The sequence below is a fragment of the Paenibacillus wynnii genome (genome assembly GCF_030812855.1).
GTDB classification, from domain to species: Bacteria; Bacillota; Bacilli; order Paenibacillales; family Paenibacillaceae; genus Paenibacillus_AQ; species Paenibacillus_AQ wynnii_A.
In genome coordinates, this window is the sequence record NZ_JAUSTK010000024.1 from 58,129 (window position 1) to 81,672 (window position 23,544).

23 protein-coding genes, 1 pseudogene and 1 riboswitch are annotated in these 23,544 nt (G+C 43.9%); of the genes and pseudogenes, 13 read left to right on the plus strand and 11 right to left on the minus strand.

From position 1 onward, the window contains the following. Positions 1–47: 47 nt before the first annotated feature. Genes J2T20_RS19420 through nikA form a run of 6 tightly spaced genes read right to left on the minus strand, consistent with a single transcriptional unit; the run spans position 48 to position 6,331 of the window. Complete coding sequence (locus J2T20_RS19420) at positions 48–1,376, minus strand: MATE family efflux transporter (protein ID WP_307590991.1); 1,329 nt, start codon at positions 1,374–1,376, stop codon at positions 48–50. Further along, positions 1,373–2,164: an ABC transporter ATP-binding protein gene (locus tag J2T20_RS19425; protein WP_307590992.1), complete on the minus strand. Its 792-nt coding sequence runs from the start codon at positions 2,162–2,164 to the stop codon at positions 1,373–1,375. The genes J2T20_RS19420 and J2T20_RS19425 overlap by 4 nt, the downstream gene beginning before the upstream one ends. A 5-nt stretch (positions 2,165–2,169) precedes the next feature. Next, on the minus strand, positions 2,170–2,994 hold the full coding sequence (locus J2T20_RS19430; RefSeq protein WP_307590993.1) for an ABC transporter ATP-binding protein: 825 nt from the start codon (positions 2,992–2,994) through the stop codon (positions 2,170–2,172). A 4-nt stretch (positions 2,995–2,998) separates the two neighbouring features. Beyond that, the gene (nikC, locus tag J2T20_RS19435) at positions 2,999–3,853 is read right to left on the minus strand and encodes a nickel transporter permease (protein ID WP_307590994.1); all 855 of its coding nucleotides are present in this window, start codon (positions 3,851–3,853) and stop codon (positions 2,999–3,001) included. A 2-nt stretch (positions 3,854–3,855) separates the two neighbouring features. Further along, on the minus strand, positions 3,856–4,794 hold the full coding sequence (nikB, locus tag J2T20_RS19440; protein ID WP_307590995.1) for a nickel ABC transporter permease: 939 nt from the start codon (positions 4,792–4,794) through the stop codon (positions 3,856–3,858). A 1-nt stretch (position 4,795) separates the two neighbouring features. Then, the gene (nikA, locus tag J2T20_RS19445) at positions 4,796–6,331 is read right to left on the minus strand and encodes a nickel ABC transporter substrate-binding protein (RefSeq protein ID WP_307590996.1); all 1,536 of its coding nucleotides are present in this window, start codon (positions 6,329–6,331) and stop codon (positions 4,796–4,798) included. 467 nt (positions 6,332–6,798) lie between these two features. Continuing rightward, positions 6,799–6,909, plus strand: a riboswitch (purine riboswitch). 83 nt (positions 6,910–6,992) lie between these two features. On the opposite strand from nikA, the gene J2T20_RS19450 reads away from it, so the two are divergent. Further along, positions 6,993–7,940, plus strand: a complete 948-nt coding sequence (locus J2T20_RS19450) for an EamA family transporter (protein WP_307591014.1) — start codon at positions 6,993–6,995, stop codon at positions 7,938–7,940. A 554-nt stretch (positions 7,941–8,494) separates the two neighbouring features. Continuing rightward, complete coding sequence (locus J2T20_RS19455; protein ID WP_307590997.1) at positions 8,495–9,268, plus strand: hypothetical protein; 774 nt, start codon at positions 8,495–8,497, stop codon at positions 9,266–9,268. A gap of 740 nt (positions 9,269–10,008) precedes the next feature. On the opposite strand, the pseudogene J2T20_RS19460 reads toward J2T20_RS19455, so the two are convergent. Then, positions 10,009–10,197: pseudogene (locus tag J2T20_RS19460) on the minus strand (preprotein translocase subunit SecA); the annotation flags it as partial. Between the two features lie 519 nt (positions 10,198–10,716). Between J2T20_RS19460 and J2T20_RS19465 the strand changes: the two are divergent. The 3 genes from J2T20_RS19465 (at position 10,717) to J2T20_RS19475 (ending at position 13,363) form a co-directional block, all read left to right on the plus strand. Then, the gene (locus tag J2T20_RS19465) at positions 10,717–11,865 is read left to right on the plus strand and encodes an alpha/beta hydrolase (RefSeq protein WP_307590998.1); all 1,149 of its coding nucleotides are present in this window, start codon (positions 10,717–10,719) and stop codon (positions 11,863–11,865) included. Positions 11,866–12,408: 543 nt separating this feature from the next. Then, positions 12,409–13,125 (plus strand): sensor domain-containing protein, encoded by a 717-nt coding sequence (locus J2T20_RS19470; protein WP_307590999.1) that lies wholly within the window; start codon positions 12,409–12,411, stop codon positions 13,123–13,125. Further along, a complete protein-coding gene (locus tag J2T20_RS19475; RefSeq protein WP_373457833.1) occupies positions 13,106–13,363 on the plus strand; it encodes a nucleotidyltransferase domain-containing protein in 258 nt (85 codons plus the stop codon). The genes J2T20_RS19470 and J2T20_RS19475 overlap by 20 nt, the downstream gene beginning before the upstream one ends. Positions 13,364–13,980: 617 nt before the next feature. Here the strand turns inward: J2T20_RS19475 and J2T20_RS19480 are convergent. Further along, on the minus strand, positions 13,981–14,664 hold the full coding sequence (locus tag J2T20_RS19480) for a DinB family protein (RefSeq protein ID WP_307591000.1): 684 nt from the start codon (positions 14,662–14,664) through the stop codon (positions 13,981–13,983). A gap of 189 nt (positions 14,665–14,853) precedes the next feature. Between J2T20_RS19480 and J2T20_RS19485 the strand changes: the two genes are divergently transcribed. After that, positions 14,854–15,099 carry a hypothetical protein gene (locus J2T20_RS19485; RefSeq protein WP_307591001.1) on the plus strand — a complete coding sequence of 82 codons (246 nt, stop codon included), beginning with the start codon at positions 14,854–14,856 and terminating at the stop codon, positions 15,097–15,099. Between the two features lie 275 nt (positions 15,100–15,374). Here J2T20_RS19485 and J2T20_RS19490 read toward each other — a convergent pair whose 3' ends face one another. Then, the gene (locus tag J2T20_RS19490; RefSeq protein ID WP_307591002.1) at positions 15,375–16,211 is read right to left on the minus strand and encodes a sulfurtransferase; all 837 of its coding nucleotides are present in this window, start codon (positions 16,209–16,211) and stop codon (positions 15,375–15,377) included. A gap of 201 nt (positions 16,212–16,412) precedes the next feature. Between J2T20_RS19490 and J2T20_RS19495 the strand changes: the two genes are divergently transcribed. Genes J2T20_RS19495 through J2T20_RS19515 form a run of 5 tightly spaced genes read left to right on the plus strand, consistent with a single transcriptional unit; the run spans position 16,413 to position 19,934 of the window. After that, positions 16,413–17,369, plus strand: a complete 957-nt coding sequence (locus J2T20_RS19495; protein WP_307591003.1) for an ABC transporter ATP-binding protein — start codon at positions 16,413–16,415, stop codon at positions 17,367–17,369. After that, positions 17,362–18,108 (plus strand): ABC transporter permease, encoded by a 747-nt coding sequence (locus J2T20_RS19500; protein WP_307591004.1) that lies wholly within the window; start codon positions 17,362–17,364, stop codon positions 18,106–18,108. The genes J2T20_RS19495 and J2T20_RS19500 overlap by 8 nt, the downstream gene beginning before the upstream one ends. 2 nt (positions 18,109–18,110) lie before the next feature. Continuing rightward, positions 18,111–18,485 carry a GntR family transcriptional regulator gene (locus J2T20_RS19505; protein ID WP_307591005.1) on the plus strand — a complete coding sequence of 125 codons (375 nt, stop codon included), beginning with the start codon at positions 18,111–18,113 and terminating at the stop codon, positions 18,483–18,485. 13 nt (positions 18,486–18,498) lie between these two features. Continuing rightward, on the plus strand, positions 18,499–19,200 hold the full coding sequence (locus J2T20_RS19510; RefSeq protein ID WP_307591006.1) for an ABC transporter ATP-binding protein: 702 nt from the start codon (positions 18,499–18,501) through the stop codon (positions 19,198–19,200). Continuing rightward, positions 19,194–19,934 carry a hypothetical protein gene (locus J2T20_RS19515; protein ID WP_307591007.1) on the plus strand — a complete coding sequence of 247 codons (741 nt, stop codon included), beginning with the start codon at positions 19,194–19,196 and terminating at the stop codon, positions 19,932–19,934. Before J2T20_RS19510 ends, J2T20_RS19515 begins: the two co-directional genes overlap by 7 nt. Positions 19,935–20,004: 70 nt before the next feature. On the opposite strand, the gene J2T20_RS19520 is transcribed toward J2T20_RS19515, so the two are convergent. Next, the gene (locus J2T20_RS19520; RefSeq protein ID WP_307591008.1) at positions 20,005–20,373 is read right to left on the minus strand and encodes a PilZ domain-containing protein; all 369 of its coding nucleotides are present in this window, start codon (positions 20,371–20,373) and stop codon (positions 20,005–20,007) included. A gap of 123 nt (positions 20,374–20,496) precedes the next feature. On the opposite strand from J2T20_RS19520, the gene J2T20_RS19525 reads away from it, so the two are divergent. Further along, a complete protein-coding gene (locus J2T20_RS19525) occupies positions 20,497–21,102 on the plus strand; it encodes a pentapeptide repeat-containing protein (protein WP_307591009.1) in 606 nt (201 codons plus the stop codon). Positions 21,103–21,186: 84 nt separating this feature from the next. On the opposite strand, the gene J2T20_RS19530 is transcribed toward J2T20_RS19525, so the two are convergent. Beyond that, positions 21,187–21,471: a hypothetical protein gene (locus tag J2T20_RS19530; RefSeq protein WP_307591010.1), complete on the minus strand. Its 285-nt coding sequence runs from the start codon at positions 21,469–21,471 to the stop codon at positions 21,187–21,189. A 184-nt stretch (positions 21,472–21,655) separates the two neighbouring features. On the opposite strand from J2T20_RS19530, the gene J2T20_RS19535 reads away from it, so the two are divergent. Continuing rightward, on the plus strand, positions 21,656–23,287 hold the full coding sequence (locus tag J2T20_RS19535; protein ID WP_307591011.1) for a sensor domain-containing diguanylate cyclase: 1,632 nt from the start codon (positions 21,656–21,658) through the stop codon (positions 23,285–23,287). Positions 23,288–23,544: the final 257 nt, after the last annotated feature.

A 23,544-nucleotide genomic window follows, 5' to 3' on the forward strand; every position in this document is an offset into this window, starting at 1 on the left:
CGATTTGGAATTCCGTCTGGAGCGGGTAATATCGTAATTGAACGAAGCTACTCCAGGTCACCCAACTTTTTAGTTAAACCGGGAACATAGAGAAGCAGATAAATGGATCTTCCGAGCCCGAATATAATGAAGGAAAACCACAAGCCGTGATTTCCGTATTCAGGAACAAAGAGCCACAGACTCAATAAAAAAGAGGAGAGTGACAGGATCATAGAATTACGTACGGGTTCTGTATTTGTCATACCTGTAAATACTCCATAAAATACAAGTCCTATGCCAGTTACCAAAGGGAATAGGTACAGCCATGTATTATAGGCTAGGGCAATATTCCGAATATCATGGTTCTCTGTGAACATCGAGATAAGCGGTACTTTAGTGATATGATACACTCCAGCCAATGCTAACGAGGTAAGGGTAGCCCAGACCCACGATAGATGAAGGGTTCTCTTTAGCAACAATCGATTACCGGAGCCACGTGCCTGTCCAGCATAAATACTGCTGGCATTCGCCAAGCCGTCAAAGAAATAAGCCATAATATAATGAATTTGCAGTAAAATAGAATTAGCAGCCAGAGTATTGGTTCCGAAGGAAGTGCTGTTTGCTGTGAATAAATTGAACATAGCCAATAAACAAATGGTGCGAACCAAGAGGTCTCCGTTGGCTCGGAACATCCTTTTTAGATCATTCAGCTTAAACTGTCCTCTCCAATCAAGAAAGGACACATCCATATAAGGTGAGCGAAGAACAAAGATGCACCCGAGCAAAAAAGCAACACCTTCCGCTAACAGTGTTGCCGCCGCGACTCCAGCTACTCCCCATTGAAACCCCTGTACGAATAATAAAGCCAATATTATATTTACTACATTCATAGAGATTTGCATGTATAGCGTATATTTGATATGCGACATCCCCATCAACCAGCCGAGAAGCACATAATTCAGCAGTGTTAAGGGGGCTCCCCAGATACGAATGTTGAAATAGACAGCAGCCCATTTAGCTACATCAGGTTCTGGATTCATGAATAGAAGAGAGCTGTTTAGGATCGGTCTTTGCAAGGCGATTAATGATATGCCGAGTAGACAAGCTACTGCGAGTGGACGAATAAGCTCAGATATTCCCTCAGCCAGATTCTGTCGGCCTTGAGCCTGGGCAGCGAAACCGGAGGTGCTTACTCGCAGGAAGCCGAACAGCCAATAGATCGTGTTGATGATTAGAGTGGCAATCGCCGTTCCACCCAGAAAGGCAGGATCGAACAGATGTCCTACTACGGCTGTGTCTACTGCTCCAAGTAAAGGAGTGGTAATGGTAGAAATGATTAAAGGGATGCAGAGCATTAAATACATGCGATGGGTAGGGTAGTTCGGATTCTTGTTCATCCTGAGAATACATCCAGCAGCAGCTTTGTATACTTGTGCCTGTTGGTATCAAATGTCTGGGCTTTAGGGAAGCTGTCCAGAATATGACCGTTCTTCATGACAATAATACGTTGGCTCATAAAATGCACAGCCGCCAAATCATGAGATATAAAAAGATACGACAAACCGTAGTTTTCCTGCAAATCTTTAAGTAGATTCAGAATAACCGACTGAGTGGTCACATCGAGGCTTGCTGTAGGCTCATCCAATACAATGAAAGATGGCTCAGTGCTAATCGCGCGTGCGATCGTCACCCGTTGTTTCTCACCGCCGCTTAGCTCATGAGGATATTTGGATAAATACTCCGAGGGCAGACCGACAATTTGTAGAAGCTCTGCTGCAATATCCTTTCGGTCTGTGCCATTATTCTTCTTAATGAAAGTAGGGAGAAAGCCTTTACGTTGTTCAAGAGGCTCCATTAAGGAATCTATGATCCGAATACGAGAGTTCAGAGCAGCTGTGGGATTCTGAAATACCGCACCCATGCGCAATCTTGCCTCACGCAATTTTTTTTTGCCTAGACTTTTCAAGTGTTGATTATGAAAATATATGGCTCCGCTGTCCCAATCGCTTAGTGTCAATAGACAACGTGCCAAGGTACTTTTACCGCTGCCGCTTTCTCCTACAATACCTAGACATTCCCCTTGTGTTAAATTTAGTGAAATGCTGTGGAGAACAGGAATGTCCTTCAGATAAGATTTAGACAGCTCATGGACACGGATAATGTCAGTTGGTATAGTCTCAGTCATTTCTTTCAATGTCTCCTTTCTTGTGGTTGTGATTCTTGAAGTACTTGTCCAAGCCGGTTTGGAGCATTAGGGGACAAGGGAGGAATGGCTGCAATCAAACGTCGGGTGTAGGGATGAGAAGGTGTATTTAGGACATCATAGGTTGTTCCTTGCTCTACGAGCTCTCCATTACACATTACTGCGACTCTGTCTGCATATTTCCGAACATGCCTTAAATCATGTGTAATCCATAACACAGAGATATTTGCTTCTTTTTTAGCCTCTGCAATAAGCTTAAGCACCTTTTGTGCGGTTAAGCTGTCCAGCGCGGTGGTAGGTTCATCGGCAATGATTAGGCTCGGATTCATAATAAGTGCAGCGGCTATGGCCGCCCTTTGCAGCTGTCCTCCGCTAAGTTGAAAGGGGTAGCTGGAATAGACCTTATCTCCAGGCAGATTGACATTGTCCAAGGCCTGAATGCAAAGCGTGCGTCGGGAGCCCTGCTTCAAATCCGCATGAGTGGCGACTAGCTCATCAAGCTGCTTGCCCACTGTTATAAAGGGAGTAAATGCGCCTTGATAATCCTGAAAGATATAGCTGATCTCTTTCCCGAGCGACATTCTTCTTCGGGCAGTGGACATGGCCGACAGCTCGGTTCCTTTCCAGCTTATACTACCCGTTTGAGTGAGGCTCTTAGGAATCAACCCGCCTATAGAAGCCGCTGTTAAGCTCTTGCCGCTCCCGCTTTCACCAGCCAGTGCAAGCCATTCGCCAGGCGCAATTTCTAAGCTGATGTTATGGACAAGGGTCCTATTTACCGAAATGATGCTAAGATTTTGAATAGATAACATATCTTCAATCTCTCTCCTTGGTTTTAATATCATATCTGTCACGTAGACGGTCACCCAGAATATTCGCTAGCAGCACAGTGAGCATAATTGCTAAACCGGGTGCCAGCATCAGATGGGGAGCTGTATTGAAATACACTCTTCCTTCATTAAGCATAGAGCCCCATTCAGCTGCAGGAGGCTGAGGTCCGAGGCCAATATAAGAGAGGGAGGCGATCATAAGAATGATTTTACCAAGATCAAGGGAAGCCAGTACTAACACGTTGCCAATGGTATGCGGCAGGATATGCTTGAATACAATCCGAACAGAAGATAAGCCGCTAAGTGTCGCTAAAGCTACATATTCCTTCTCTTTTTCAAGCAGCACAACACTTCTCACCAATCTTGCGTAACCCACCCATTTGATCGAAATTATGGCAAATAACAAATTGATTAAACCGGGACCCAGCAATCCGCTCAGTACTATCGCAAAAATATAATCAGGCAATGTCATAAAGGCATCGACGGTTCTCTTAAAGACCAGGTCATAGAATCCGCCTAGAAATCCAGATAACAAGCCGAGCGAAACGCCAATTAAGAGAGAAATCGCCAGAATAAGCAAGCTGTTCCCTACAGTTGTGCGAATACCTGCTATAATCCTGGACAAGAGGTCCCGGCCCAAATGGTCTGTCCCTAGCCAATGTTCGAGGCTTGGGGCCTGTAAACGGTCAGCGATGATAAGCTTATAAGGGTCTTGCGGTGCAAGGTTAGGTGATATAAGGACGAGGACAAGAGTTGCAAGAATAAAGAGTGCCTTCAAGACTCCTTTGGAGACATGGAAGGCACCCTTGGGTTGAAGCCGAGAAGCTGAACTGAATCTCATGATTATCTTTTTCCCTTCAAAGCGATTTCCGGATTAATCCATCGATACGACACTTCCACACACATATTAATGCCAACTATAAAAAGACTCATAAACAGAGTATAAGCTTGAATAATCGGGTAATCACGAGCAGCAATGGCATCTACAATCCATTTACCCAATCCAGGGTAAGCGAACAAGACTTCAACCACAACGGTACCGCCTAGCAGGCTGCCCAGACTTTCGCTGAAGAGGGTAAGCAAGGGTACGAGACTATGTCTAAAGGTATGAAGCACATAAATTCGAAGAGGGTGAATCCCTCTAGCTTTGGCAGAGGTAATGAAATCTTGACCCGCACTTTCAATCAGGCTGGAGCGGATCAGACGCACATAAACAGCCGACATAGCAAGCCCCAGAGTGATGGACGGAAGAATGAGATGAGCAACTCCGCCTTCACCCATAGGGGGAAGCCAACCAAGCTTTACTGCTAGAAATTCGATTAACAGCAGTCCAAGCCAAAAGCTTGGGATTGAGGAGCCAATAAGAGAAAAAATGCGGCTGAAACGGTCAATCCAACGGTTTCGGTAGATCGCTGAGATTGTACCAAGCGGAACTGCAATTAACAGCATAACCGTCAAGGAACCGCCAGTGAGAAGCAGAGTGTAAGGGAGCTTTTGTGAAAACTCGCTAATGACCGATCTATTCGTTAAATAAGAGTTGCCTAAATCAAAATGTGCAAGCTTCATCAGCCATTGTCCATATTGGGTCAGCAGGGGGAGATCTAGTCCTAGCTCTGAGCGCATGGCTTCAATCTGCTCATTTGTGACAGCTACATCATCTATTCTAAGAATGCTCCGGACGGGATCGCCCGGAACCATTTTAAGGAGACAGAAGCTGACAAAGGACAGGAGTAGGAAGAACAATAGCAGCTCCAGCAGTCTTTTGCCAAATAACCTCAGCATATTATTCGATGTCCAAATCTTTAGTGAGCATGTAATATTCACTCTTGCTGGTTACCCAGTTTTTCACTTGATTATTGTATACGACAAAGTTGTTAGGATGAATGATATAAGAGTTCAGCATATGCTGATCAATATAAGCAACAGCTTCTTTAGCAAGCTCATTTCGTTCAGCTTCAGGAACTGTCGCATTCAGTTTGCCAATTAAGCTCTCTAGCTCAGGCTGCTTCACACGACCGTAGTTTAGCGCTCCTTCGGTTGTATAAGCAGCATTTAAGAAATAACTCGCATCTCCGCGGGGAGCAGTAATACTGCTATACGTCGCTAAATCCCAATCATCGTTCGCTGCCAAATATTCATCGGCATTATCTACTTGGCGAATATCTATTGTAATTCCCAGTTCCTTGGCACTCGCTTGAATCATTTGGGAAATGAGCGGAAGCTCTGCCCTGGACTGATAAGTCAGCAGCCGGAAGGATAAAGGTTTCCCATTTGACGTAACCAATCCATTCTCTACCTCGTATCCCGCTTCGGTAAAGGACTGGCGTGCTTTTTCCAAGTCAAAGCTCTTAGTCAAATACTCCGGAGAGAATGGAGCCTCACTTAAAAAAGGTCCTTGGGCAGCTGTGGCTTGGCCTGACATAATGCTCTCAACGATGGATTCACGATCAATAAGAGCATCAAAAGCACGGCGGACCTCTTCGTTCTTCAAATCTGTGTTGTTAGTGTTATAAATTAACTGGTGTGTCCGCAGTCCAGTCAATGATTCCAGAGTCAGAGAAGAATCTGAGCGCAGCTGGTCAAAGCTTTCAATCGGTGGACGATATACAATATCAGCACTCTTGGCTTGAATAGCTAGCAGGCGTGCGCTCGCATCTTCATTGAAGGCCATCTTGGCCTTTGCCAGCTTGACTTCGCCACCCCAATAGCTGTTGTTGCGTTCTACATTAAGTTCACTTCCCGGTCTAAAGGAAGTTAGGATGAACGGGCCTGTGCCAATGGGTGAATCCTCTGTCGACTCGCTGGCAAGAATAGCCGTATTCGGATGTACCAGATCGGATGGGAGCTGCGGAAATATAGTATCCGTTATAAGAGTCAGAATTTGGCCTTCTGCCTTTAGCTCTTTAATATGAAGAGAGTTTTTCACAGAAGGGTTCAACTCTTGCGCTCTTTCGAGTGAAGCCTTTACTGCGGCAGCATCCAATGTCTCACCGTTGTGGAATGTAACACCCTCTCTAATGTGGAAGGTCCAATTCTGTCCATCTTCACTGTCCCAAGATTCGGCTAAGGCAGGCTGAAGCGTAAGAGCGTTATCAATAGAGATAAGAGTTTCAGCGATTCCTGCACGTAAGGCTGTATAGCTCAGATCGGTATGCGGATCTATGGTATTACTCTGGACATTGAACAGCAGAGTAATACTTTTGTTACTCGGTTCTGCGACTGTTGTAGAGTTTGGTGCTTTGCTTTCCTGAGAAGAGCATGCGGTAAGTGCCAGCAAGAGCAGCAACGGCACTAGCTTGATTTTTGAGATGAATAACACAAGAAGATCCTCCTATAACACTTATGAGAAAGTGATAATCGTATTCATTACGTATTACGCAATGTTTTATTATTATAGCGGACTCCTACATATATGTAAACATTACGATTAAGAGCGCAGCAATGAATGAGACTTAATGAGGGAGCTTGCTGTACAGTTACTTTTGCAGTTCTAAGATGAACATGCGGGTTAAATAGCTGCGTTGACCAGACAAACTTCCACTAAACCAACGATAGTAACAGACAGTGGCAGAAAATATCGTGTCTATAATAGTTGTAATCCTCCATACTTTTCCTTGTATAGATTATTTTATATTTATCGACACGGAGAATGGAGTGAAGAGTTGAAGTCCTCTTTGGTCAAGTCTGGCGCTATACGTCGCATAGGTTAAATTAACTTTAATTTTAAGAAATTAAAGTTGACATCAAATTACTTTCCGTGTAGCATTTGAAAAGTCGTCATTAATGTATTTAAATAAATACCGTTCTCGTATAACTCCGCATTCAGCAGATGCCTTAAGGGCGGAGGTTTCTACAGGAAGCCTACTCTTCCTAACTACGATGATAAGGAAATTGATCCATTTCCCTTATCCCGGAGTTAGGTTTATTTGCGTCATGCGAACTATTCAGAATGTTTTGGAGGTATTAAAATTATGAAAGATATGAAGTATTTGATATCCGTCCTAGCGGGGGCTATGAGCTATGGGATATTATCAACAATTGTTGTACTGGCTTATGCTGAGGGTTATCAGTTGGGAGAAGTGGTTGGCACGCAACTGCTGACGGGATGCATACTAGCCTGGTTGCTGGCACTATATACTAAGGTTAGAGAAAAGCGTGAACAGCGCACGCAAAGTACAACGTGTGATCATTCGACTGTGAGTAGGGATCGACTAACCTGGAGGAACAGAATACTGCTTATGTTGGCCGGAACGCCTACGGTGGTAACGGGTCTGATGTATTATCAATCTCTGCGTTACATTCCGGCTTCACTCGCGATCATTCTGCTGTTTCAGTTCACTTGGATCAGCGTGATGATTCAAGCTGTCAGTAAACGCCAGCGACCCGATAAGGTTACGCTGCTGACTTTGCTGCTGCTGTTCGGGGGGACAGTGCTTGCAGCAGGAATTATGGGTCATGGCGCAGCTCATTTCAATGTCCTGGGTCTTACTTTGGGCCTTCTGTCGGCAGTAAGTTATTCCATGTTCATTATTTTCAGTGGCAAAGCTGTTCCTGCCGTGCATCCCGTGTACCGGAGCGCTTGGATGATTACCGGAGGCATGCTGCTGCTGTTCATTTTATTTCCACCATACTTCCTGTTTAACGGTTTGCTGTGGGGACAGCTGCTGCTGTTTGGATTCTTGCTTGGTTTGTTTGGCGCGTTTATTCCACCTGTGCTATTTGCAATTGGCGTCCCTCATATTGGAGGTGGCATGGCGGGAATCCTCGGTGCTGCCGAGCTGCCGGTTGCCGTATTGCTATCCTCATTCGTGCTTCATGAGCAGGTGAGCGGACTGCAGTGGGTTGGGGTTGTCCTGGTGTTGTTGGGAGTCGTGATTCCTGAGTTGTATAAGCTTCGCTGGAGAAAAGAGTACACAATAACTTCATAATCCTTTATAAAGTCCTGGTTAACTTCAACTATTTATAAAAAGTACTGAGCACGGTTATCCACCATGCTCGGTACTTACCCAATACATATTGTTATTCGCTCTTCGGATTTTCTTCATTCCGCAGTAGCCACCGGATTCTCTTCATAACTTTTCTGAGATCACACCGTTTGCGCCTCAGGTTCCCGAGCTATTTCGGTGTCTTTTTTTTCCGTAGACTCGGTGTCCTGACGCTTGACTGCTTCCTCGTCTCGCACCCCATCATCGAGTGCTTTGAACAGCAAGGGCGCATATGAGAGGGATTTGATAAAAATAGCTTCGATGAAAATAATTATGCAATAGGTTATTGAGGTACGGTATTAGAACATAATCCTCAGATCGTAGAAAAATTTATTGATCAGTAACAAATGAGACTTTCGTAGTAGCTTTATCTTGACGACAATTAGTCGGATATGCTAATATCCGTTGTATATTAAAGGCAATGTAGCCATAGGGCTCAACCTCGCTTACCAGCGTGGTTGAGCCCTTCTTGCGTTATAACAGAGAGGAGCATGTTGATGAAAAAAACATTATTGTTGCAAAGACTGGATGAAATAGGAAAGGTGCTTGAGAAAAGAGGTGATGTATTAGCTTTATTTGGCCTTGGTTCTGTGGGAATAGAAACCGATCGCATAGACGAATATTCGGATCTCGATTTCTTTGTTATTGTAACTCCGGGCAACAAACAGAGATATATCGACCATCTGGATTGGCTGGAGGAAACATATCCTTTAGCGTACCATTTTAAGAATAGCGATCTTGGACATAAGATTTTATTCGAAGATGGGATTTATGGAGAGTTTGCGATATTTGAAGAGTCAGAATTAGAAAGTGCTCTTTATACAGGCGGCAGAATGGTTTGGAAGCAACCATCGTATACGAATGAAGACATTCTTACAGGGAAAGCAGTCATCCCTTCCTTAAAATCATCTTCGATCGACTATGTCATCGGTGAAGCACTGACCAACATTTATGTAGGGCTTGGCAGATACGCCAGAGGTGAAAAATTATCTGCTTTAAGGTTTATAGAGAGTTATCCGATAGACGGGTTACTGTCTGTGATGCATATATTAGAACCTGAGGTAGATTACTTTCCTGATGCATTTGGAAATGAAAGAAGAGTTGAAAAAAGATTCCCTGAATTTTCAAGTGTTCTAAGTGGCATGCTTCAAGGGTATGATAAAATCCCAGAATCTGCTATTCATCTTCTAAATTACTTGGAAGAAATTTATCCTATTAATCCAAGAATGAGCTCGGAAATACGTGCGTTAGCCGAACATTGCAGAAAATGAGTACAGTATATACCGAGCAATTGAACAAACTAGCAAGAACCACTGTTGTCATCATGAACCAACCACCGAAAAATGGTGTTAAGCTCTTAAAACGACAGGTACACGCCTCCGGGCATCTTTGGCGCGTAACCTGATGGCTCCCTATTGACTTCGAGTATCTCCAGACACTCTGTACGAACCCTACATCGGTATAGCTCCAGCACAAAGAGCCAGCGTCCGACGCGGGCTCTTTGTCTTTACTCTTCTCCAGTGGCGATAGGATTTTCCGGAAAAGAAATCCAGTCACTCCAGCTTCTTATCCCCCCACGAACCTCTATATTCAGTGGGTTCCAACTCCAAAAGGTAGGGGTTCGGAGCAGCACGATGGGAATTCCTTGGAAGATATCCCAGCGCCCATGTTGAACCGCTACCCTTGGCTACGCTTCTCACTAGCAGAGTCACTTCTGCTCTTTGGAGTGACTTCTTCATTGGTCAATTAAGTTTTTCCTTTATATGAATGCATTTTTTCAAGTGTATAAAGATATGTTCTGTTGCAGGCATCATTACTAGCCAAGCTATATTTCTTTTACTCCAGTAATCGGCTAGACTACTTGCCTTTTGAGTAACAGCATTTTCATCGAACAATCGTTTGATTCTGCTTTGTTCAACCTTGTCTACAAACTGTCCTGGCTTCAACATCGATATGATTTGTCTTGTTTGCTTACCAACGACAGTTTTGTAAGCCAATAATGATTCGAAAATTCCGCGTCGTTTTTCGCATTCAGAAAATGACAAGGTACGCCGGCAGCCGCTAGCGCCTCTGCCAGCATTGCAGACTCCTCGACGCTTGACGTACCAATGAGAATTGGACGTCCCGCCCTATGGATGGACGTGATTTCTTGTACAAGGCCCTTGAGTTTGGCTTTTTTATGGGTGTAAATCCGGTGCGGACCCGGCAAAGACTGCAAGCTTGATCAAGCTGAACGTAATATCGGATGACAAAAACAGGCATACCTGTTCTTAAAGACCATCAAATTGCTGCAAGTAGATAAACAATAGGCAGATGAAATCGTTTGCGCTAAAATAAGAGATATGAAATTGGTTTGAGAGAAGTCATCCCAGGATGTAGAGGAAGAGGAGCTATGAAAGATTTTTGAACAATTGCTGGACAAGTACGCGGAACTGGTCGTAAAGGTTGGCGCAAATGTACAGCCCGGACCATACCCCAAAAAAGATATTACCTCTTATCTGGGCGCAACGCCTGAAACCATCAGCAAGGAAACTGGCAGAATTCCAGGAGAGGGGTGGGATCGAACAATCAGGGCAAAGGAATATCAGGTTCATCGATGCGGAAGCGTTGCGGGAGGTATAGCAATAACCTCTTGAATAAGGGACAAGGCGCGGATACTGTGGATTTGAAGACTCTGTTATTGATGAAAGCGTTTAAACTATTTAAAGGAGGAGATTAGATGATCAAGAATTGGATTTACAAGTGCAGTTGCTGGGGACTTATAGCATTATTAATGATAGCGCTCACAGGTTGTATGAAAGAACAGGAGCTAACCGCTGTTCAGCCTTCGCCAACCCTGGAGGGAAATGCTGCTCCAGATGAAACCAAAGGTACAGTGAGCATAGAGAAGCTCGGGGAACGGAGAATCTTTGTTTACCTGCCGCCTGGTTATGAAACCGGCGAAGACCGTTATCCTGTAGTGTATATGAACGACGGGCGGAGTGTGTTTAATACCGGCACCAGTTCTTTTAATAAAGAGTGGCTGGTTGACAAGAAGGTAGACCAGCTTGTTAAAGACGGCAAGATGGAGAAGGTCATTGTAATTGCAGTCGATGCAGGCGAAGGCTCAGACCGGGGGAATGAGTATGTCCCTTTCCCTAATGATTCTATTTCTACGGATGGGACCGGGGCGGAGGAATTTACCCGCTATTTTATTGAAACCGTCATTCCCTTTGCGGATTCAACATACAAAACGATCCCAGACAGGGACCACCGGATGATCATGGGATCGTCATTTGGCGGAGTGCAGGCGTTCTGGATGGGCTATCACCATCCCGAGACTTTCTCGATGATCGGTGCGCTGTCCGCCTCCACATGGGTAGCTAACGGACAAGCGTATGAAGATTGGGCGCAAGAAACCGGAAAGCCGGATGTGAAGATTTGGCTGGACATGGGAGCTAAGGAAGAAATGGTAATCGATCCACTGGTAGATTTACTTTTGTCGAAGGGATTTAAATATGGGCAGGATTTATTTTTTCAGATGGATCCTATTGGTGAGCATAACGAGATTTCCTGGTCCAGACGAGTACATAGTCCGCTGATCATGTTCGCCGGGAAAGCACCCGGTCAAGCGGTAAAGCTGGAAGTAAGCGACTATTTGTCAATTTCAGGGATGGGAGAATCTTATCTCCGCATCAATCCGGTAGCAACCATGGACAATGGAATGGATTATTCTGTCTCCTCCGAAGCCTCATACAAGGTGCTGAATCCCGAGATTGGACAGGTGGATCCATCAGGGAAAGTGACCTTTTTGAAACAGGAAGATTTGCGTGTTGAAGTTACATATCAAGGGATGACCCAATTGTATGATATAGATAAAGATCGTTAGGCAATAAAATATGATAGCGTGACTTTTTAAATAAACAAAGGAATTTACAAGAGCCATTGGATTGATTGAGCCCCACAAAAGTTCGCTTATAGGCCACCTTAGGGTGGCTTTTTTCTGGAACAAAATACCTGAATTTCTGTATTGTAGATTTACAACGTGAAGCATCTGCATTGATAGGAACTGTACAGCATGTTAGAGGTGTATTATCCGTCAGCATAAGGTTTTTTTGGAGGAAGCAGAAGGGAAGCAGCTCTGACAATGACTTAACAGGCCGAAGTGAAAGTTGAGAAAACAGAACGTTTTTAGCCTACGTTTATATTCTATTCGTGCTTCTCGCAGATGAAGGCAAAGTTCATAGAGCTTGCAGATAGCGAAGAATAGCAGATCATGCATCTGGAGAAAGGAAATCAGTTGAGGTGTAGCTGCCCCAAGTAACAAATCCTAGCCTTTGGTCTGGTATGGCTCCAGTCCGAAGACTGTTTTGAACCTTCTTTTTACCACGTATAATGATGATTAAGTGAAAAACGTGAGAGGAAGGACAATATGAACAATAAAGTGTATACTATGCCGATTGGAGCGCAAGAATCGGTGCAGATTCCAGCACAATCACAATCTAAACCTCGCAAAGGTGGAACAAATCCCAAGGTATTCCGGAGCATTATGTATTTTATAATATCTTTGCCGCTAACCATAGTATATTTCGTATTTATGGTGACAGGGCTGGCGTTGTCCATTGGGTTAACACCTGTTTTCATCGGTATCCCCTTATTTTTTGCAGTAGCTAAGGGAATCGATTACATCGTACAATTTGAGCAAGAGCTAGTAAGATCGTTGCTGGATATTCCTGGACCAAGTGAAGAACACCGATCAAATATGCAGGTGGAGGGAGCGGGCTTCCTGCAACGAATGAAGTTAGGTTTTCATGCCGGGAAGTTTGCACGTAACATCATGCTTATAATGGCCCGGTTCGTATCCAGCATTGTTTTCTTTTCAATTACAATAACTGTGGTAGCGACTGCACTCGGCCTGATTACACTGCCTGTGCTCCATCAGATTTTTCTGCAAACAATGGATTTGAATATTCTGGAGAATAGTGTGTTTGCCTTGTTCCAAATCGACTGGACATTATCTCAACAATATATTTCTTATGTCGTAGCAGGATTTGTAGTTGCCTTAATTGCAAATTGGGTAATTCGCAAGCTTATGGATATACAACGTAGAATGCTGTTCGTATCCTACGATGAAGGACAGCAGTATTAAATTTAATGAAAGGTATTGCTGGATTAGTAGGTTAAAAGAACTTAGTGGAAATTTGTTAGGTATTTATTTACATGGATCACTAGCAATGGGGTGCTTTAATCCCTTAAAAAGTGACATCGATTTTTTAATTGTTGTAAAAGATAAGCTAACACCAGTAAATAATTCAAGGATTGCAAAAATAGCTTTATCTTTGCATGATGAAATGTCTAATGAGCGTGGAATAGAATTCACAGGGTAAAGGTTAGTGGAATGGCGGCATAATTGAATATAATTACCTTAAAATCCAATTTGCATCTTGTTTGCGAAAAATCCCAAAGAGGACTGAATCGGGATATTACTCATCCCCGGTTCAGTCCACAAAACTACTTATCTAAATCCCTCGCAGATTTTACTCTTCCCCTGTCGCCACCGGATTCTCCTCATAACTGATCCAATCACTCCAGCTGCTTATCCCCCCCACGGACCCTATGTTCAGAGAGTTCTAAAACAAGAAAATGGGGGTTCCGAGCAAAGGAATGGGAATGCCTCGGAGGACATGCAAGTACCTATGTTGAACCGTCCCCCTTGTCTACGCTTGGGAGCACTTAGGGAGCAAGAAGCCTGTGGACGACAGGGCTGGCGAAACAAAGGATTCAAAGCTAGGGCTGTCTGACCCAAGGTATTAGTGAGAGGTAAAAGGAACGCCAACGAAAGGTAAGGAAAGTAAGGTAGCACCCGAAAGGTGTGGATGGGACAAGAACAGGCCGCAACGTTGTTGTTTGCAGCCTGTTGAATGTTGTTTGCAAGTCTTCACATTGATTTATCGTTTCTCACTAGCAATGTCACTTCTGCTCTTTGGAGTGACTTCTTCATTGGTCAATTAAGTTTTTCCTTTATATGAATGCATTTTTTTAAGTGTATAAAGATATGTTCTGTTGCAGGCATCAGTACTAGCCAAGCTATATTTCTTTTACTCCAGTAATCGGCTAGACTACTTGCCTTTTGAGTAACAGCATTTTCATCGAACAATCGTTTGATTCTGCTTTGTTCGACCTTGTCTATAAACTGTCCTGGCTTCAAGATCGATATGATTTGTCTTGTTTGCTTACCAACGACAGTTTTGTAAGCCAATAATGATTCGAAATTTATACTTGAACTTAACTCGGCAATTTCTTCTTCACTCATCTCATTACCAGAGTGAGTAAATCTAGTATTTATTTTTTCGAACCAATTTCCAGAATAAAGAGCTTGTTGATCATCAGCAACTAGGATACTCATGGTCATATCCTCAAGTCGGGCACTATGCCAAAGATGCCATGCAATCGAGTTTTTCGTATCCGAAAGGTTCACTGGGTACTTTCTGAAGGTTTGTTCGTCCAAATTTTTTATTACTGCATCATGTAATGTTAGTTCGGATAAATTCCCAACGGATGAAGAATGTAACCAAGCATGCAGAGAAAGAAATGATTGAACGGCTTGGGCATGTTCTTGGGGATTTAACATCATTTCATTTAAAGCCTTAAGATTCTCACTCCAAACCCTTTGTTCTTCTAAGTCCATGGAATCAACACCTCCTCTTGTGACGTTTGTTGAAGATTGCTGCCCTTAGCGCAGCGTGGATTACTGAATAAATTATGTATGGCTTGTCCGTTTGGATTTCCAGATTTTATAATTATTATATATGAACTAGTACGTTGCCGCCATAGCTTTGGCGGCTTTTTTTCACCCATTTTGAGAGGAGCAATTCATATGACACAATCGACAGCAACACGCGAACGGCTAACTTCCACTGCGGTTACCTTGCATCATCCGCTCGATTATTACTTCAACGTGTTCCTTCGCGCCAAGGAAACCGAAGGTTTGAAGCCTCGGACGCTGAACGACCACAAGAGCCACTACCGCTACCTGCAACGCTGGCTGATGGAGCAATACCCGACACTAAAACTAGACGAACTCACCGCCGACAACGTCGCCAGTACGTCCAACACATGTTGACGGAACAGCACCTATACGACAGCCACCCGACATTGCAAGACCACAACACGACCAAAGGCTTGTCACCGGCAACCGTGCAACAAGATGGACGAGCATTCAACAACAACCTGTCCCGACTGTTGGACTGTGGGCTGGTTCTGGGGTTCTTGGAACTGCTTTCTTCCAGTTCTTGTTTGCAAGCTGTTTGCAAGAAGGCACAAAAAAGGCTGCAACAGGTCACTTGCTCATAACCTGTCACAGCCCCCAAACCCGCGTCACAAAAGGCTTCGCGGCTCTTACTCTTCCCCCGCAGCCACCGGATTCTCCCCATAACTAATCCAATCACTCCAGCTCCCGGCATACAACTTCACATTCTTGTACCCCGCTCGCGTAAGTGCCAGCACATTCGGGCAGGCCGTTACGCCTGAACCGCAGTACACGATCACTTCCTGATCTTGCTCGATATCCGCAAACTGCTCCTTCAGCGGATCGGCTTTCTTCCAACGCCCTTGCTCATCCAGTACGTCCTTCCAGAACTTATTAACCGCGCCAGGAATGTGTCCTGCTTTAGCATCAATCGGTTCTTCTAATCCAAGATACCTGCGGTGTTCACGCGAGTCTATGATCAACGGCCCACCATTACGAACCACCTCTTGAACATCCTCCACACCAACAACCATTTCATACTGTATGTCAGCAACAAATTGACTCGGAATCCGTACCGCTTGATGATCACTCACCGGAAACTTAGCATTTTTCCAAGCCGAGTAGCCCTCATCCATTACATAGATACGTTCATGTCCGAGATAACGCATCAACCACCACAGCCGGGAAGCGTAGGCGCCACCTTGATCGTCATAGGCTACAACGATGCTGTCCTTGTTCATGCCTACTTTGCTAAATACCTGTGCAAGTTCAGTAACATCGGGCAGCGGGTGACGTCCGCCATGACTTCCAACAGGAGCGGAGAGCTGTTCTTCCAGATGCAAATAGATAGCGCCTGGAATATGGTCCGCTGTATATGCGATTCGTCCGGCTTCTGGATCAGAGAGCACAAAGCGACAATCGACAATTACGAGTTCAGATTCATACATTCGTGCCAACAGCCAACGGGTGGAGACTATAGATTCCATGAAATATCCCTTCCTTTTCATAATATGTATGGGGATATTATAGCGGATTAGGCCGGAAAAGGCTCGTTGAGAAATGGATGTATAAAATGGGCTTTACAGAGCTATAATGTTAGTGTACTATTTAACTATAACACTGACACGATGAAACAAAGAGATTAGCGTACCCTTATAAAAGTAGATATGAGAACAGGGAGGATTACCATGAATCAGCAAAGGATGGAACACGGAAAATATCCCATAGTGCTGCAAATGAACGGTGTAAGCAAGATTATCAAAGGAAATTCCATAGTCGAGAAGCTTTCTTTTGATATCCGAAAAGGAGAAATTGTAGGGCTTCTGGGTCCGAACGGTGCAGGCAAGACGACAACGATAAGGATGATGACAGGGCTGATTCGAATGACAGAGGGGGATATAATCGTTCAGGGTCATAGTATCCGAAATGACTTCCAGGCGGCTATTGCCCATATCGGGGCCATTATTGAGAACCCGGAGTTTTATCCGTATATGACGGGGCTTGATAATCTGCTGCAATATCAACGAATGTCTGAAGGTGTGGATCAGGCACGAATTGATGAGGTTGTAAGCTTGGTTGGATTGCAGGAAGCTATGGGCAAGAGGGTGAAGGCCTATTCGCTAGGAATGCGTCAACGGCTAGGGATTGCTCAAGCGCTGTTACATCGGCCCAAGCTGTTAATTCTGGATGAACCTACGAACGGTCTGGATCCGGCGGGGATTAGGGAAATGCGGGATTACATGCGTACGATCGCAGAGGTTGAAGGGATCTCCATACTGATTTCCAGTCATATGTTAGCCGAGATTGAACAGATTTGTCATCGCGCAGTTGTGATTCAGAACGGGAAACTGGTGACGGTCACTAAGCTTGGGGTAGAGATGGATCGAAACGAAGAGGTTACCTTAACGATGCGGGTGGATTCTACGGAAAAAGCCGAAGCAATCCTCAAAGGTATGGCAGAAGTCACAATCCTCAACATAGATAACAATCGCAGTGAATTGACCGTAACCCTAAGTGATGATGACGTACCAAATCTGGTATCTGCACTTGCAGCAGGCGGAATTGGCATCTACCGGATTACAGAGAACAAACAAAGCTTGGAAGAAGATTTCCTTAAATGGACAGGAGGCAACCGCATTGCGTAACTTTAACCGATTAGTGCTGAACGAATGGTTAAAAATATCCAAGAAACGTACTTTTTTCGTAGCCTATTTGCTCGTGATCCTGCTGCCGCTGTTAATTGGCTATATCATACATTCGGTGAGCGGAGATATGTTCAAATCAGCACTCGATTTCTCAAAGGAGATGCTGCTGCCAAATGGCCTAGGCCAGGCGCTTACAATTCTTGCGGTTATCGGTACTGCCGGTGTGGTGGCTAAGGAACACAGTCAAGGAACGATCAAATTCTTACTGATTCGTGCCCGTAGCCGAACAGCAATTCTGGCCTCGAAATATGTAGCGGTTCTTCTGTATGCCTTAAGTTTGACTCTAGTTGTTATTGCCGCGACCTACGCTTCGGGTGCTCTCTGGTTCGGTATTAGTGGAGGAGAAGCAGGCATTAATGATATTCTCCAGTCCGTCATGTATAGCTTCGTATATGCAACTATGTATTTGACGCTTGCGTTTATGATCGGCATATTGACAACCTCGACAGGGGTAACTATTGGGATTACGATGTTCGCCATCACCATAGATAATATTGTAATCCATAAAGATTTCTATAAATATTTCCTATTTCCGAATATGAGCCTCGTGGCCTATGAGAATGGCGGAGCGCCAATGCCGGGTATGACACTCACCTTTTCGATAGTGATGCTTTCCCTATATATGCTCTTATTCCTTCTTGTCGGGTTTACGGTGTTCAGAAGAAGGGACGTTGCCTGATCATGACGATCGAATTCGATAACAACCTGCCCATTTACATCCAGATTATGAATTATATCAAAGGGGAGATCGTTACGGGGAAGCTTAAGCCGGGAGACAAGGTTCTTTCGGTTCGTGAGCTGGCTAGTGAACTGCAGATCAATCCGAATACGGTACAACGAACCTTTCAGGAGCTGGAGCGTGAAGAAATTGTGGAGACGCGGCGAGGTATGGGAAGATACGTTACAAGTGAGGAATCTAAAATTATGAAGATAAAAAAAGAAATGGCAAGTGATGTGCTGGATCGTTTTATCCGCGGAATGAAAGAGCTTGGTTTCGAGGGTGAAGAGATTGTAGCGGTTGTAGCAGAGAGTATCCGGACAACGGGTAAGGAATAGGGGGATTTACAGAGTGCTTAATATACTTCAAGTAAATGAGGTTACCAAAAAATTTAATTCCAAGCAAGCGCTGCGCGGCGTGTCCTTCGAACTGGGTGCTGGTAAAATCACGGGACTTCTCGGCAGTAACGGCAGCGGTAAAAGCACGATAATGAAAATAATAGCCGGCCTGATTCAGCCTACTTCCGGTTCCGTTTCTGTTTTGGGTACTCCCGTTGGCTTAGAGAGTAAAGCTGTAGTCTCGTTCATGCCTGACTGTCCCCTTACGGAATCGTGGATGAAAGTCTCTGATGCGATAGAATTTTATCGTGATTTCTATGCTGATTTCGATAACGATAAAGCACGCCGAATGCTGGAATTCATGAAGCTTAAAGAAAGCGAAGCTGTCAAAACCTTATCCAAGGGGATGAATGAGCGTCTGCAGCTGACACTGACTTTATCGCGTAGGGCTAGATTATATTTGCTGGATGAGCCCATTGGCGGGGTGGATCCGGTGGCCCGGACGAGAATTCTCGATGCGCTTGTAGAGTTCTATGAAGAGGACAGCACCATTCTGATATCCACCCATCTAGTTACGGATATTGAGCGGATTTTTGATGATGTAATCTTTATAAAAGAGGGCGAAATCGTTATGCACCGTGAAGTGGAAGATATTCGCCTTCAGCAAGGAAAAAGTATTATTGAATTGTTCAGAGAGGTGTATGCAGAATGTTAAGGCTGGTTAAGTATGATCTTAGGAGAAACAGAGATCAAATTTGGATCGCTTTTGTAGTGTTAATCCTTGCTCAGCTGGGGATATGGATTTCTGCAGGAGTGTCAAATTGGGATAATGAGGCCATGTTTATTCTATATATTCTCTCCTACTTCATTATGGGAACTATATTAACGGTTCAGGCTTGCCGCACATTCAATTACAATTTGAAAGCTTACCATCGTCGTCTACTTCCATTGAAGTCTGTGTTTACTGTTCTTTCACCTCTACTGATGTATTTGATATTGATACTTGGTGTTACAGCTCTGGCAGCTATCCACCTTGGGTTATACATGGTGCTAGATCCTGAGGTCATTCCTACTTATACCTGGCTTGCTCTGATTGTGGGGTTGTTTCAATTGCTCTGGACGGCTAGCTTCATGTTAATTATGCTGATGTTGGGAATAACGGTTGCCCGCAGTTTACGATTCAAAGGGAGAGTGTGGATTGGAATAGCAGTGTTCATTCTGGCTCTGAATGGTTTTTCTCTGATGGAGAATTGGCTAATCGGTGAAGGAAACAACTCATTTAGTAATGCTCTACAGTTCCAGATGACCGAACAAGGAACGGTCTCGGAAGGTGGGATCGGGGTCACCCTAGATATATACATGTTAAGCTCAGTTTTAGTAGAAGTATGTATTGCACTTATTGTAATCTACATTATCACACGGTTGATTAATCGGAGAGTTGAATCTTAACACAAGTAAGGGTGTCCCACTTCCATGTTCATGGATTGGAACACCCTATTTTGATATAAATGGTTATTATTTAATGCTGTGAAAGAGTCCAAGTCTCTATTTCTCGCAAGAGCAATTCTTCTTCGGCTTCTTCTAAATCTAGTCTTATACCATATTGGAACTGGCCGAGACCGAACATCCATCCCCAACGGACACTGCCCTCGAGCTGAAGCTTTATCTCATTTAGTTGAAAATGAATAATCAGCTTAGTATTCCCTGATGTGAAGCGGAGGTTCAGAGAAGAGCGTATTTTACAGCCCGAGCGGCTTAAATCAAGCATCACACCTTCAGTTAGCTTACCTGCACCTGGTCCCGTATTACTGGCTGGAACTTCAAGCCAACAATCAATCGGCTGGTTCATCACATACCGGAATGGTTCTTTTCTGCTGACGCCCTCCATAGTTTACCACCGCCTGTTTATTTGCTATTATATCGAAATGCAACTTACACGACAATCTCCTAAAGTAGTATATTTAATAGAATAGATGAAATACATAAAAGAAAATATAAAGAGGTCGATAAAATGTACCAATATACCAATCAAACCTTCCACACACATAACTTCGATCAGGCCAATCTTCAGGATGGTGAACTGAATAACTGTACCTTTGAGAAATGCTCTTTTCGGGGGAGCTCTATGGAAGAGATGACATCAACAGGCTGCCAATTTATAGATTGTGATTTTACGGGAGCATTGCTGAATGCTTCTTTACACAAGGGATCTGCCTTTACGAATTGCAAATTCACGGGAGCTAATTTATTTGTTTCCAGGTTTGAGCATTGCAAAATGGTGGGCTCAGATTTCTCAAATGCTTATATGGACGGCATAACCTTAACTGGAGGAGACTGGTCGTACACGAATCTAAGACATACCAATCTTAGCCGTCAGGATCTTAGAGGGATTAAATGGACTGAGGCTGATTTATTTGGCTGCAATTTGGAGAAAAGCGATATTCGAGGAGCCGATTTAAGTCACGTACAAATGGGGCAATGCAAGCTGAAGGGTGCCGATCTGCGGGATGCGAAACTGGAAGGAATCGATTTGAAAAGTCTGGATTTGAAGGGTGTTAAGCTGGATGTAGAACAGGCGGTTCTGCTGGCTCGTTCTTTTGGCGCAAAGGTATGTTAACTCAAAAAGCAGTCTTTCCAGCAAGCTATACGGATATAGCTGAGGAGAGACTGCTATTAGGTAGCCTATGTAAACTTGATTAGCTTACAGGCTGTAAAGTGAAGCCATACAATCAACGAACATTTTGTTATACTCTGAGCGGCTCAAATCATGGGATGAGGAGATATCTCTGCCCAGGAATTCAAACCAGGTAATTTCAGTGCCATCTTTTTTGTATACGAATTTTTGATGCTGAATAGAGAACACATCATTCTCATAAGAAGAAACATTTTCATACTTCAATTCGACGCCCTGCTTTTCGGAAATAAGAGTAGCAAGCAGGATTAACATTTTAAACGGATCATCGTACATTTCAAATTGTTCAGACATTGACGTCACTCCTTATTTTAGCATGCAATTCTTAGCAGATTATACTACAAAGAAGCCGAGTAAGCACTGTCGCAGGAATAACTCAGTACAATATTGATACATTTCGTTAGCTTTATTAAGAAAGTTATTTATTTACCGATATATATAGCAGTAGGAAACAGAGAAGGGGAAGGTCGACGTGCCAATGAATATGAATTTGCGCACTTTTTTTTCAAGCGCTTTAGCAGTTGTCATTATTTTACTGACTGTACTTCTAAGTTATGTCATTGGAAATGAATCGACTAAATCTTTAGAAATGAGAACCGGCAGTTCGTTAGGGGAGGTTGCCTATCAAATGTCTGAAAATCTGGATCAATTCATATGGTCGCGATCCGGAGAAATAGAGGTTCTAAGTAAACTTAACGCTTTCCAAGAGCCAGTTCATAAAGAAGAGATAGACGGAGTGTTAGATGAATTAAAAAAGAGCATGCCAGTTTTCTCATGGGTAGGTTATTTGGACACAAAAGGCAATGTGATTTCTTCAACTGATGATGTTTGGTTAGGCGAAAATGTATCAGAGCGACCTGTATTTAAAGAGGGAATCAAGGGGCCGTTCGTAGGTGACGTTCATGATGCTGAAGATCTGGCCAAGCTGATGCCCAGCTCTTCAGAAGAGCCTTTACAATTCGTCGATTACAGTACTCCTGTATACAATGATCAAGGAAACAAAATTGGCGTTTTGGCAGCGCATTTTAGCTGGGAATGGTCACGTCAGGTTGAGAAGTCCCTTATTGCGCCGCTGCAGGAACGTCTGAAGGGTGTAGAAGTCTTCATCGTTAGTAAGAAGGATAACACGATCCTGCTCGGTCCCCCAAATGTAATGGGTCAAAGTTTCGACAGTCAAGCGCTTAACCAAGCCCGTTCTGGGAAGAATTCATGGATATTGGATTCGAATAGTAACAATAGTTCTTATCTTACGGGATACTCCTATAGTGACGGGTATCTAAATTATCCTGGATTAGGTTGGACGGTTATTATTCGGCAGCCTGCTGATGTTGCCTTTGCTTCCGTAGATCAACTTGAAAAGTTAATCATTCTGGCAGGGATGGCGACAGCAGTTCTATTCGGTATCCTTGGTTGGCTTATGGCGGGATGGATTGTTCGTTCGCTTAATCAGGTTGTTGGTACAGTAGATCTACTGAGTTCAGGGGTGGATGTGGAGATTTCAACCTCAAGCAGGTTCAAGGATATTGCGATATTATCGGCATCACTGCGTAATCTAGTCAGTAATTTGACCAAAACAGAGACGGCACTAACTTATATATCAGATATGGCCCGCCATGATGCATTAACAGGGCTCCCTAACCGACTGGCTCTTGATGACTTTCTCGCTCATGCAGTAAGCCGAGCCAAACAGAATTACACCACGCTTAGTTTCCTTTATCTTGATCTTGATGGTTTTAAAAGGGTGAATGATGACTTGGGACATGACTTTGGTGATAGACTGCTTCAAGAGGTTTCCTTCCGTTTACTGGATTGTACACGAGATAATGAAATTGTTACACGGATTGGCGGAGATGAATTTGTAGTTATTTTGCATACCTCGGCAAAAAAAGCCATGCAAGAGGCAGAAGTAGTTGCCAAACGCATTATAAATAAGATCAATGAACCCTTCCATATTGATGGAGAGAGGATCATTGTCGGCTGTAATGTAGGCGCTGCTGTATGGAGTCCGGAATCTCAAGATACAAGTGAGACGCTTCGTCTGGCCGATGAAGCACTGTATATTTCAAAACGGAGCGGCAAAAATCGAATCACCTTCGAAACAGCCGTTTAAGAATGGTCATACACCCACTCCACTACAGAACCTTCGCATAGAATGACTGTGTACGTTAAACGAAGGAGGAATTATGATGGGTGGAGTAGCTGGCGGTTATGGAACCTCTACGATAACTATTTTGGTTCTTTATATATTGTTATATAGACTGAACTTTTGATATACAGGTGAATTCAAAGCCCATCATTAACTTCCAACAGGTTCGTATTGATGCTTCTCATAAACGTAGTAACGTTAATTCGGATACAAGGCGCTTG